At 72.5% G+C, this 11,455-nt stretch carries 13 protein-coding genes; 10 read left to right on the top strand and 3 right to left on the bottom strand.

The window, feature by feature from the left end; genetic code table 11:
* The first annotated feature begins 429 nt into the window (after nucleotides 1-429).
* Nucleotides 430-1,908, top strand: coding sequence for a GMC oxidoreductase (locus ACGF2Y_RS36365; protein ID WP_392956324.1), 1,479 nt, complete (start codon nucleotides 430-432; stop codon nucleotides 1,906-1,908).
* Between the two features lie 97 nt (nucleotides 1,909-2,005).
* Here the strand turns inward: ACGF2Y_RS36365 and ACGF2Y_RS36360 are convergent, their stop codons facing one another.
* The 3 genes from ACGF2Y_RS36360 to ACGF2Y_RS36350 all read right to left on the bottom strand — a co-directional run bounded on the left by ACGF2Y_RS36360 (nucleotide 2,006) and on the right by ACGF2Y_RS36350 (nucleotide 4,717).
* Nucleotides 2,006-2,488: a carboxymuconolactone decarboxylase family protein gene (locus ACGF2Y_RS36360; protein WP_392956319.1), complete on the bottom strand. Its 483-nt coding sequence runs from the start codon at nucleotides 2,486-2,488 to the stop codon at nucleotides 2,006-2,008.
* Nucleotides 2,485-3,564 (bottom strand): dihydrodipicolinate reductase, encoded by a 1,080-nt coding sequence (locus ACGF2Y_RS36355; RefSeq protein ID WP_392956318.1) that lies wholly within the window; start codon nucleotides 3,562-3,564, stop codon nucleotides 2,485-2,487. The genes ACGF2Y_RS36360 and ACGF2Y_RS36355 overlap by 4 nt, the downstream gene beginning before the upstream one ends.
* Before the next feature lie 292 nt (nucleotides 3,565-3,856).
* Nucleotides 3,857-4,717 carry a UbiA family prenyltransferase gene (locus ACGF2Y_RS36350; RefSeq protein ID WP_392956322.1) on the bottom strand — a complete coding sequence of 287 codons (861 nt, stop codon included), beginning with the start codon at nucleotides 4,715-4,717 and terminating at the stop codon, nucleotides 3,857-3,859.
* Nucleotides 4,718-5,003: 286 nt separating this feature from the next.
* Here ACGF2Y_RS36350 and ACGF2Y_RS36345 point away from each other — a divergent pair, with 286 nt between their 5' ends.
* The 9 genes from ACGF2Y_RS36345 to ACGF2Y_RS36305 all read left to right on the top strand — a co-directional run bounded on the left by ACGF2Y_RS36345 (nucleotide 5,004) and on the right by ACGF2Y_RS36305 (nucleotide 11,323).
* Nucleotides 5,004-6,056 (top strand): type III polyketide synthase, encoded by a 1,053-nt coding sequence (locus tag ACGF2Y_RS36345; protein ID WP_392956315.1) that lies wholly within the window; start codon nucleotides 5,004-5,006, stop codon nucleotides 6,054-6,056.
* Nucleotides 6,057-6,111: 55 nt separating this feature from the next.
* Nucleotides 6,112-6,639, top strand: coding sequence for an isoprenylcysteine carboxyl methyltransferase family protein (locus ACGF2Y_RS36340; protein ID WP_392956313.1), 528 nt, complete (start codon nucleotides 6,112-6,114; stop codon nucleotides 6,637-6,639).
* The gene (locus tag ACGF2Y_RS36335; RefSeq protein ID WP_392956311.1) at nucleotides 6,636-7,652 is read left to right on the top strand and encodes an NAD(P)/FAD-dependent oxidoreductase; all 1,017 of its coding nucleotides are present in this window, start codon (nucleotides 6,636-6,638) and stop codon (nucleotides 7,650-7,652) included. The genes ACGF2Y_RS36340 and ACGF2Y_RS36335 overlap by 4 nt, the downstream gene beginning before the upstream one ends.
* 382 nt (nucleotides 7,653-8,034) lie before the next feature.
* Nucleotides 8,035-8,517, top strand: coding sequence for a VOC family protein (locus tag ACGF2Y_RS36330; protein WP_392956308.1), 483 nt, complete (start codon nucleotides 8,035-8,037; stop codon nucleotides 8,515-8,517).
* 95 nt (nucleotides 8,518-8,612) lie between these two features.
* Nucleotides 8,613-9,011 carry a DUF6221 family protein gene (locus ACGF2Y_RS36325; protein WP_392956305.1) on the top strand — a complete coding sequence of 133 codons (399 nt, stop codon included), beginning with the start codon at nucleotides 8,613-8,615 and terminating at the stop codon, nucleotides 9,009-9,011.
* A 201-nt stretch (nucleotides 9,012-9,212) separates the two neighbouring features.
* The gene (locus tag ACGF2Y_RS36320) at nucleotides 9,213-9,992 is read left to right on the top strand and encodes a hypothetical protein (RefSeq protein ID WP_392956303.1); all 780 of its coding nucleotides are present in this window, start codon (nucleotides 9,213-9,215) and stop codon (nucleotides 9,990-9,992) included.
* Nucleotide 9,993: 1 nt separating this feature from the next.
* The gene (locus ACGF2Y_RS36315; RefSeq protein WP_392956300.1) at nucleotides 9,994-10,434 is read left to right on the top strand and encodes a hypothetical protein; all 441 of its coding nucleotides are present in this window, start codon (nucleotides 9,994-9,996) and stop codon (nucleotides 10,432-10,434) included.
* Nucleotides 10,431-10,748 carry a hypothetical protein gene (locus ACGF2Y_RS36310; RefSeq protein WP_392956298.1) on the top strand — a complete coding sequence of 106 codons (318 nt, stop codon included), beginning with the start codon at nucleotides 10,431-10,433 and terminating at the stop codon, nucleotides 10,746-10,748. The genes ACGF2Y_RS36315 and ACGF2Y_RS36310 overlap by 4 nt, the downstream gene beginning before the upstream one ends.
* A gap of 371 nt (nucleotides 10,749-11,119) precedes the next feature.
* Nucleotides 11,120-11,323: a cold-shock protein gene (locus ACGF2Y_RS36305; protein WP_003964323.1), complete on the top strand. Its 204-nt coding sequence runs from the start codon at nucleotides 11,120-11,122 to the stop codon at nucleotides 11,321-11,323.
* Nucleotides 11,324-11,455: the final 132 nt, after the last annotated feature.

Raw genomic sequence — 11,455 nt, 5'->3', positions numbered from 1 at the left:
CGCACCCACCCCATACGACAACGTCGGCCTTCAAGACCACAACCAGGTCTTGAAGGCCGACGTCACGCCAGGCCCCGAATTAACCAACAGCGTCCATCACCCGTGCCGGGGCCCCTTCGGCATGCCGGGGCGGGGCCGGGGCGGGGCGGGGCGGGGCGGGGCCGGGGCGGGGCGGGGCCGGGAAGTTACCCTCAAGTTTCTAGTGACTTACCACGCGATCGACAGTAGAACCTGTTGCACTCTGTCGAGAGTGAGGAACGTCACATGAGTGACATCAACGTGCAGGGAAGCGGGACCAGGAGTGTCTCGCGTCGAAGATTCATCACTGCAACAGGTTCCCTTCTGGGGGTCGCGGCGCTCACCGGTAGCACTGCACCATCATGGGCGAGCGTGCGTACGGCAGCAGCGCCGATCGGCTCCGGGGCGCATGTGCCGGTCCTGATCATCGGCACCGGATACGGCGGCTGCGTGGCCGCCCTCCGGCTCGCCCAGGCCGGGACGGACGTCCATATGGCCGAGATGGGCATGGCCTGGGACACCCCGGGCGCGGACGGCAAGATCTTCGCCAACACCACCAGGCCGGACGACCGCTCCTTCTGGCTGCGGACCCGGACCAAGCAGCCGCTGAGTAACTTCCTCGGCTTCCCCATCGACAAGGACGTCAACCGCTACACCGGCATCCTGGACGCCGAGGAGTTCGCCGGCATCACGGTCTACCAGGGCCGCGGCGTCGGGGGCGGGTCCCTGGTCAACGGCGGCATGGCCGTCACCCCGCGCCGGGAGAACTTCGGCGCCGTCCTCCCGACGGTGAACACCGAGGAGATGTACAGCACCTACTACCCGCGCGCCAACAGCGAGCTGGGCGTCAGCACCATCGATCCCGCCTGGTTCGACACCGTCGACTGCTACCGGTACGCCCGGGTCGGCCGCAAGCACGCCCAGCGCTCCGGCTTCCCGTTCCTCTTCGTGCCCGCCGTCTACGACTGGGACTACATGAAGCAGGAGGCGGCCGGGACCGTCCCCAGGTCGGCCCTGGACGCGGAGATCCTCTACGGCAACAACCACGGCAAGAAGTCGCTCCAGAAGACCTACATCGACCGGATCAACGCCACCGGCCGGGTCACCATCTCCCCGCTCCACAAGGTCACCACGGTCACCCCGGCCCCCGGCGGCGGCTACACCGTGCTCATCGACCAGCTGGACACCTGCGGCCGGACCACCCTCACCAAGACCGTCACGGCGGACAAGGTGTTCTTCGCCGCGGGCAGCGTGGGCACCAGCAAGCTGCTCGTCGGCCTCAAGGCCACCGGCGCGCTGCCGCTTCTCAACAGCGAGGTCGGCAAGGGCTGGGGCGACAACGGCAACGTCATGTGCGGCCGCGCCAACCACCTCTGGGACCCGACGGGGAAGGTCCAGTCGGCCATCCCCACCGGCGGTATCGACAACTGGGACGCCGGCGGAGCATTCGCCGAAGTCGCTCCGCTGCCCACCGGGATCGAGACGTGGGCCTCGTTCTACCTGTCGATCACCAAGAACCCCCACCGGGCCCGGTTCACCTGGAACGCGGCGGCGGGGACGGCGGAGCTGGACTGGCAGACGGCGTGGAAGCAGCCGTCCGTCGACGCCGCGAAGTCCATCTTCGACAAGATCAACCGGAAGGAGGGGACGATCTACCGCACGGACCTCTTCGGCGTCCACAAGATCTGGGGCGACCACCTCACCTACCACCCGCTGGGCGGCGCGGTCCTGGACAGGGCCACCGACAACTACGGTCGGCTGCACGGCTACACCGGCCTGTACGTCATCGACGGCGCACTGATCCCCGGCAACACCAGCGTGAACCCGTTCGTCACCATCACCGCGCTCGCCGAGCGCAACATCGAACGGATCATCGCGACCGATCTGTAGGGCCACCCGCGGAGAGTTCGCGGACGACCCGCGGAAGAGCCCGGGGCCGGGAGCGCCGGCCCGGCGGCCCCGGACTCCGTCAGTGGGCGGCTGCCCCTCACCCGTGACCGGGCAGAACGCACACCGCGTCGATCCCCAGCACATGGTTGAGCCGCCCGAACGCCAGCCACGAGCCGATGCTCATCGTCAGCTCCACGATCTCCCTCTGGCTGTAGTGCGCGGTCATCCGCTTCCAGAAGGCGTCGTCCAGACCGTGGTGGTCGAGCGTGTACCGCTCGGCGTACTCCGCCGCGAGCCGGGTCCGCTCGTCGAAGGCGTCCGTCGTACGCCACCGGGTCACCGCCCCGGCGAACTCCTCCTCGACCTTCGCCCCGTCCCGCTCGGTCCGCCAGTCCAGGCAGAACAGGCATCCGTTGATCTGCGCCACCCGCAGCCTGGCCGCCTCGAACTCCCGCAGCCCCAGCGTCGTGTGCTCGTACACGGACATCGAGAACGTGGCGGCGGCCGTGCCGATGCCGGGGACCAGCTCCCCCCACACGTAACCGATGGGCTCCCGGCCCTCCGGAATATCGATGATCACGACGGTCTCCTTCCCAGCCTGCCGACCGCAGGCCGCAGCGGAACGTCCAGTGCGTCGTACAGGCCCGGCTTGGCGTCCACCAGCCAGTCGATCGCCGAGACGAGCCGCCCCACCGCGGTGGCGTTCCCGCCCGCCGACCGGTTCTCGTCCTCGTCGGAGGCCTCGACGGTCACCTCGATACGGGGACGGCCCTCGATCACCACACGGTGCGCGCCCACCCCGTCGGGCGGGGACGGCCAGTCCGGGGCGCACGAGGGATGGATCCGCGTGATGTGCTCGATGACGATGCGGGGCAGGCCGTCGACGATGCCCTGCACCTCGAAGCGCACGGCGCCCTGAGTGCCCGCCGCGAACGCGCCCATCGTGCGGGTGTGCACGGTGCTTTCCAGCGCCCGGCGGTCCAGCGTCTCGCGGATCCCGTCGAGCTCGACGCCCAGCGCCCGCGCCATGAGGCGTATCTGACCGCCCCACACCATCGTCGGAACACTCTCCGCCAGCATCAGCGGCTCGTAGTCCATCGGGTGCCCCATGCCGATCAGATGACGCACCGACTCCTCCTGCTCGTACGTGGAGTAGTCGAAGATCTCCTGGCAGCGGATGACGTCCACCTCGGTGCCGAGGCCACTGACCAGCAGGGGCAGGACGTCATTGCCCCAGCCGGGGTCGACGCCGGAGACGAAGAGGGAGCCGCCGCCCTCGGCGACGGCGGCCAGGACCGGGTCCCGCAGCTCCGGCGGGGCGTTGCGCTGGTCGTAGAGCGGATAGAGGGAGGGCGTGACGACCACCGCGCCGGCCCGGATCGTCCGGGCGATGTCGGCGAGGGCGTCGTCGGGGCGGATGTCGCCGGACGCCGCGTAGACCACCGCCCGGGGGCGGGCGGCCAGGACGGCTGCGATGTCGTCGGTGGCCTCGATCCCGAGCGTGCGCCCGACCCCGCCGAGCTCGCCCGCGTCGCGGCCTACCTTGGCCCGATCGTGCACGAGGACGGCGGTGAGCGCCAGTGCCGGATGGGCCTCGACGGCGCGGATCGCCGCGCGGCCGACGTTGCCGGTACCCCAGACAACCGTGGGAATCATGCGCGGAGGGTAGCCCCGGGACCGTGCACTTCCCAGAGCCGCGACGGCACCAAATCCGCCGGTGCACGCGGGTGTTCCCGGGGCGGCGGCGATCCGCCGGCCCGGGAACGTACAAGGACTTCCAGGGCTTACAGGGCTTACGGAACCTACCGGTCTTCAGGACGTGCGCGACGTGAAGGCCCTCCACGACTTACGGGACCTGCACGGCTTGCATGGCCTGCCGCTCGGCATGGGGTTGTCGCGGAGGCCCTTGTCGTGGCCGATGCCCACGGACTGGACCGAGCAGGCCCGTTCACGCCGTGGCCGCGCCCCGGACCAGCAGCAGCGCCAGATCCACCGCCGCCACGGCCACCGCTCCGGCCAATGCGGCCTTGCGCCACCGGTGGCCGAGCGCAGGGCCCGCGAGCGCCGCCGCACCGGCCAGGACGAGCGCCGCCGCACCCCAGGCGTCCACCGGTCCTGGCGGCCCGAGCGCCAGCACCGCCGTGGCGCCGAGGAGCGGCAGCGGCAGCAGCAGCCGGGTCCCGGTGTCGCCCAGCCGGTGCGGCAGGCCCCGGATCCCGGCCGCCCGGTCCGCCGCGATGTCCGGGAGGGTGTCGGCCAGATGCGCCGCGAACCCGAGCAGCGCCCCGGCCGCCACCGTCCACCACCGGGGCCACGGCCCGCCGGGCAGCGAGAGCGCGACGGCGGCCGGCAGGGCGCCGAACCCGGCCGCGTACGGCAGCCAGGACAGGGCGGTCGCCTTGAGCCGCAGGTTGTAGAGCCAGGCGGCCGCGACCGCGGCGAGGTGCACCGTACCGGCGAGGGTCCCGCAGGCCAGCGAGAGCGGTACGCACAGGGCGAGCGCGATCGCCGCCGCCGCCCACACCGCGCCCGCCCCGACCGTGCCGTCGGCCGCGGGCTTGTCCCGGCGGCCGGCGCGGGCGTCACGCCGTGCGTCGTACGCGTCGTTGCACCAGCCCACCGAGAGCTGGCCGGTCAGCACCGCCACCGTGACGAGCGCGGAGCTGGGACCGCCGAGGCCGGAGCCGAGGGCGAGGGCACAGGCGAGCGCGGTCACCGCGAGCGCCGGCCCCGGGTGGCACGCGAGCGCGAGCCCCACGACCCGGCCCCGCCGCCCCGCGCCGTCCGGAACCACGCCGGTCGGGAGCATGCTGGTCGGAACCGTGCTGTCCAGCTTCGTGCCGTCCAGATCCGTGCCGTCGGGAACCGAGCCGTCCGGATCCGTGCCGCCCGGGAGTGCGCGGCCCGGAACCGAGCCGTCCGGAACTGCTCCGGCCCGATCCGTGCCGACCGGGCTCACCCTGTCCGTCGCGTCCATCGGGCGATCGTAGGGGCCCGACACCCCGTCAATGCGGATACCGGGCGGGTCCTTCGCGCCGATTCACCGCTCGCTGTGGGCAGGATGGGGGCATGACGCCACCGAAGCAGGAGGCAGAATGACCCGCATCGCCGCGGTTCACGGGGCCCTGCCGCCCCACCGTCACACCCAGCGCGAGGTCACCGACATGGTGGCCCGCACCTGCCTGCCGCCCGGCGCCGACCGCCGCGTCCTGGACCGGCTCCACGAGAACGCCCGCGTCCGCACCCGGCACACCGTGCTGCCCCTGGACGCCTACCGCGACCTCGACGGCTTCGGCGCCTCCAACGACGTGTTCATCCGGTCCGCCGTCGACCTCGGCGCCCAGGCCGTACGCGGCGCGTTGCGGGCGGCGGGCCTGCGGCCCACCGACGTCGACCTGCTGATGTTCACCTCTGTCACCGGCATCGCAGCCCCCTCGGTCGACGCCCGGCTCGTGGCCCGCCTCGGGATGCGGTCGGACGTCAAACGGCTGCCCCTCTTCGGCCTCGGCTGCGTCGCCGGAGCCGCCGGGACGGCCCGGCTGCACGACTACCTCCTCGGCCGCCCCGACGACGTGGCCGTGCTCCTGTCGGTCGAGCTCTGCTCCCTCACCTTCCAGCGCCACGACACCTCGCCCGCCAACCTGGTGGCGACCGCGCTGTTCGGCGACGGAGCGGCCGCCGTGGTCGCCCTCGGCGGCCGCCGGGCCGTCGCCGGGCCCGAGATCGTGGCCACCCGCAGCCGGATGTACCCGGACACCGAGCACGTCATGGGCTGGGACATCGGTTCCACCGGCTTCACCGTGGTCCTCGACCCGGCGGTGCCCGACGTGGTCCGCCGCTATCTCGCCGACGACGTACGGGAGTTCCTCGACGAACACGGCCTCAAACCGAAGGACGTGGCCCACTGGGTGTGCCATCCGGGCGGCCCCAAGGTGCTGGAGACCGTCACCGAAGTCCTCGATCTGCCCGACGGCGCGCTCGACGTCACCTGGCGCTCGCTGGCCGACGTCGGCAACCTCTCCTCGTCCTCGGTCCTGCATGTCCTGCGGGACACCGTCGAACAGCGCCGGCCGGAGCCGGGCACCCCCGGACTGCTGCTGGCCATGGGCCCGGGATTCTGCTGCGAACTGGTGCTGCTGCGCTGGTAGGACGGAGAGACCCGATGGCCCGCCACCCGCGCTCGTCCCTGAACGGGAGCCCCGTATGACCTGGTACACCCTCCTGGTGCTGGCCGTCGTCGCCGAGCGCCTCGCCGAACTCGTCGTGGCTCGCCGCAACACCCGCTGGAGTCTCGACCGCGGCGGCACCGAATCGGGCCGCGGGCACTATCCGGCGATGGTCGCCCTGCACTCCGGGCTCCTGGTGGGCTGTCTGGCGGAGGTCCGGCTCGCCGAACGTCCCTTCACACCCGTTCTCGGCTGGACGATGGTCGCCGTCGTCGTGGCCGCGCAAGCGCTGCGCTGGTGGTGCATCCGCGCGCTCGGCCCCCGCTGGAACACCCGCGTCATCGTCGTCCCCGGCCTGCCCCGCGTCACTGGCGGCCCCTACCGGTGGATGGGTCACCCCAACTACGTCGCCGTCGCCGCCGAAGGCCTCGCGCTGCCCCTGGTCCACGGGGCGTGGGTGACCGCCCTGGTGTTCACCGTCCTCAACGCCGCGCTCATGGCCGTACGGATCCGGTGCGAGGACCGGGCGCTGGCGCGTCTCCCGGCCGTGGACGCACCGGCGTGATCGACATCCTGGTGGCCGGCGGCGGACCGGCCGGACTGGCCGCCGCGATCCGGGCCGCGTCGGCGGGCCTGGAGGCGGTGGTCGTCGAACCGCGCACCGCCCCCGTCGACAAGGCGTGCGGCGAGGGCATCATGCCCGGCGGCGTCGCGGCCCTGCGCGACCTCGGCGTACGGGTGACGGGCCACGAGCTGCGCGGCATCCGCTACACCGACGGCCGGCGCAGCGCGGAGGCGGCCTTCCGGGGCGGCCCCGGCGCGGGCGTCCGCCGCACCGAACTCCACGCCGCCCTGCACGAGCGGGCCGCCGCCCTCGGGGTACGCGTGGTCGCCGGAAAGGTGAGGGAGATCCAGCAGGACGAACGCACCGTCACCGCCGCCGGACTCACCGCGCGCTGGCTCATCGCGGCCGACGGCCTCCACTCGCCGCTGCGCCGCGCCCTGGGCCTCGACCGGCCCGTCCCCGGGCCCGGACGCTACGGTCTGCGCCGCCACTACACGCTCGCCCCGTGGACGGACCATGTCGAGGTGCACTGGTCCCGGCACGGCGAGGCGTACGTGACCCCGGTCGGCGAGCGGCTGGTGGGGGTGGCCGTCCTGAGCCGCGACCGCCGCTCCTACGGCCGGCATCTGGCCGCCTTCCCCGCCCTCGCGGCCCGGCTCGCGGGCAGCCCCGGAGCCACCCCCGTACGCGGGGCCGGTCCGCTGCGTCAGCGGGCGCTGGGCCCGCGGGCCGGGCGCGTCCTGCTGGTCGGCGACGCCGCGGGCTACGTGGACGCCCTGACCGGGGAGGGCATCGCCCTCGCGGTGGCCACCGCGACGGCCGCGGTCGACTGCCTGACCGCCGGGCGGCCCGAGGACTACCCCCGCAGGTGGGCGCGGGCCACCCGACGCTATCGCCTGCTCACCGCGGCCCTGGTGGGCGCCGCCGGCCACCCGGCCTCGGGACGGCTGATCGTCGCCGCGGCCCACCGGGCGCCCGTCGTCTTCCGTACCGCGGTCCACGCGCTCCAGTGAATCGAGGGGCCCGCGCGGGGCCCGGTTGCCGATTGGCGGGGCCCCGGGTTCCGGCATAACGTCGGTCGGGTGAACGCCCGCGTCCATCCGGCCGACGCGGCAACCGGCCGCTCCAGGGCGGCGCGACGCCGCTCGCCGGGGAAGCCGGGGAAGCGGAAGCGGGCGGGCGGCGGGCGACAGGTGATGGGCCACGGCGAAGCGGACAAGCCGCGTTCCGGCCCGGACTCGCCAATGGTCCGACGTGGACAAATCACGCACCGACCTGGACGAGCCACGTGCCGACCCGGACACGCCGCGTACGGAACCGGACACGCCCCGCCCCGACCCGTAAGAATCACGGTCCGACCCGGACACCGACCGAGCCGCGAAAGGGCGCTGACCCATGGACTGGACCCTCGAAGTGATCGTGCTTCCCGTGACCGACGTCGACCGGGCCCGGGACTTCTACCGGGACAAGCTCGGCTTCGCCGTCGACATCGACGACGAGGTGATGCCGGGCGCCCGCGTCGTCCAGCTGACGCCACCCGGATCCGGCTGTTCGATCGCCCTCACCGACGGACTGCCCAACCCGACCGGGACCCCGCAGCCGGGCACGTACCACGGCCTCCAGCTCTGTGTCACCGACATCGGCGCCGCACACGCCGAACTCGTGGGCCGGGGCGTCGAGGTCTCCGAGCCGCAGCGGTACGCCCCCGACGACGGGGCGACCTTCATGTACTTCACCGACCCGGACGGCAACGGCTGGGCGGTGCAGGAGTACCGCCGCCGGGAGGCCGAACCCCTGTACCGGCTGCTCGCCGACCGGGCCGCGGGGAACGCCGGGAACGCCGGGAACGCCGGGAACGCGGGGGACACGGTGGGGTGAACCGGATGCGGAGGTGGATCGTGCCGCGTCCGGTCCACCAGAATGCTCCCCGTATCGAGTGCGGAGATTCATCGGCGCAAAGGGAGCGGCATCCAATGGGCGGCAACGCAGACATGGTGGCCTTCGTCCGGGCGCGGCTCGCCGACGAGGAACACGTCGCACTGGCCGCCGGCGGGGAACGATGGCGGTGCCCGGCCGATGTGCCGGGCGAGGTCCACGACCGCACGGGCGGGGTGGCGTTCACGGTGCGGGGCCGGGGCTTCGACCAGCACATCGCCCTCCAGAACCCCGCGCGGACCCTGGAGCGCATCGAGACGAACCGCGTCCTGCTCGGCGAGTACGTCGAGGTGGCCGGCCTGGACACCGACCGTCCGGCCGAGGACTTCCGTTCCGGCCGTGCGGTGGGCCTGGGCTTCGCCGTACGGCAGCTCGCCGCCGAGTACGCGGGCCACCCCGACTACCAGGCGCGCTGGCTGCCCCGGTTCATCCAGTAGCACCCGGATCCCCGGACCTCCCGGCCGCCGCCCATGAATCCGGTAAGTGCCGGTGCACCGGGTCCAGTTGATCGATAGCATCTCCCCATCGGCCTACCCGGGGGAGCTGCGAGCGTGCCCGACGTCTGGGAGAACACCTGATCACGGTGGGAGAGCGTCCGGCACGCGGTGGACGGCGGCGGCCCGGGGGCCGGGGCGGACGTGGCCACCCTGAACGGGCGGCTCGGCCTCTCGGTCAACCCCATCGCCGTCACCGGCGAGGCGGGGGCGGGCAAGACCGTCCTGTACGACGCGCTGACGCAGTCGATCCGCACGGGCGACAGCGACAGCTCCCGCAGTCCCGACATCGAGAAGCACGCCACGGTCCTGCGCTCCGGAAACCGCCGCACCCGGGCCGCCGTCACCGTCATCCCGGGGCAGCTGTCCACCCAGCGCCAACGGGCCCTGCACGACACGATGGGGGGCGAGGCCTCCCCGCACGGCATCGTCCACGTCGTCTGCTGGGGGCACAACAGGATCTGGCAGCGCGCCTCCCAGCGCGACGTCCACGAGGCGCTCGCCGCCGACGGCGTCGTCGACCAGGAAGCCGTACGGAACTGGCACCGCCGCAAGGAGGCGGCCGACTTCCGTCTCCTGGTCGACGCGATCATCGACGGGCAACTGGCCAAGCGGCTGCGCTGGCTGATCGTCGCGGTGTCCAAGTGCGATCTGTACTGGGACCGGCTCGACGAGGCACGCGACCACTACATCCCCGGGCGGGCCCGCCGCGAGTCCCCGTTCGCCGCCCTCATGCGGGACCTGGAGAACGAGACGTCGCTGCGCCTGTCCGTCCTCCCGATGGCCTCCCGGCTCATCCGCCACCAGTTCCTTCCGGGACTGCCCGTGGGGACCTCCCAACTGGACGACGCACAGATCGGCGCGCTGCGCACCCACTTCGGCCAGGAACTCCAGTCGTTCATCACGCAGCGGAACGGGGACTGACATGGCCGCGATCGACGGCGGAGAGGCGTTCCTGCGGATGCTGGCGGCAGCGGAACGCCGACTGGCCGGCGTGCACGCCCTGAGCGCGCGGCGGCGACGGGTTCGCCGGCCCCGGATCGCCTCGGCCTCCCTCGCGGTGCTGATCCCGGCGGTGCTGGCACTCGCCGCCGCCACGGGCGACGGCCCCGGGGGTGTGCTCGTCGTCGCCGGCCTGATCGTGGCGGCGCTCTCGCTCGCGGCCTGCGTCGCCCTCCTGCTGAGGATCGAACGGCCGCTGGACCGGCGGTTGGCGGAGGAGGAACACACCATGATCGAGGAGGTGAACCGGATGCGGGAGCTGTTCACCCATGTCGCCGAGCGGGACCGGTGGGAGGAACGGCTGAAGCGGTCGGTCCGCGAACGCCTCTCCCGCTTCCCTGTGGAAAGGGGAGCGCTGCGGTGATCCGACGCCTGACCGTCCTCTTCGGCCTGGTGGCCTTCCCCGCCGCCCTGTTCACCTCGGCCGGATACGTACTGGCCACCCGGAAGCCGGGGCCGTATCAACGGGCGTTCGAGGACCAGTGGGACGCCATCGCGGCCGGGTTCGCCGTCACCGCGTGCGGGGCGCTGGCCGTGGCCCACGGGGCCCGGCTGTGCTTCAGCGTGCTCGGCGGCTTCCAGCCCGACAACGTGCGGCGGGGCGCACTCGCCCTGCTCGCCGGACTGCTCGTCTGCGGGGTGGGGTTGCTGCTGCTCTGGCGGCTGCTGGCGCCCTGAGCAGTGCGCGGCCCGCCGGGTCACCGGCCTCGCGCCCCGCCGGACCCGCCGTGCCCCGCCGGACCCGCTCGGCCGTCGCTCCAACTGCCGCCGGCCCTGTGGGCGCGCGGTACCGCCCGGGGCGCCGACAGGCCCTGAACGGACCGTAGTCGGTGTGGTACGAGCCGGTGACCAGGAAGATGATCCACAGCAAATTGGCGTTGCTCTCTGGTGAGGAGTGATCCCGCCGTGTAGCGTCGCTGGAAGATGTCGTGGTTCGCAGTACCTGCCCGCGCCTGGCGCGGGCGTTTTGCTGTGCAGTGCCTGAGAACCAGGGCGATCACCTCCGGGTCCGCGCGGTGCGGATCCGTTTACTGCTGAGAGGTACGGGCATGGCCAGCGGAACCGTCAAGTGGTTCAACTCGGAAAAGGGCTTCGGCTTCATCGCGCAGGACGGCGGCGGTCCCGACGTCTTCGCGCACTACTCCAACATCAACTCCACCGGCTTCCGTGAGCTCCAGGAAGGCCAGGCGGTGACCTTCGACATCACCCAGGGCCAGAAGGGCCCGCAGGCGGAGAACATCACCACCGCCTGATCCGGGTCGACCGACCCCGGGGCCCCGGAACGCATCGCGGACGCTGTTGGTTAATTCGGGGCCTGGCGTGACGTCGGCCTTCAAGACCTGGTTGTGGTCTTGAAGGCCGACGTTGTCGTATGGGGTGGGTGC

The sequence above is a fragment of the Streptomyces sp. NPDC048142 genome, from assembly GCF_043202835.1.
GTDB lineage: Bacteria > Actinomycetota > Actinomycetes > Streptomycetales > Streptomycetaceae > Streptomyces.
The sequence above is the reverse complement of the archived record's forward strand: the minus strand, read 5'-3'. Positions and strand labels throughout refer to the sequence as shown.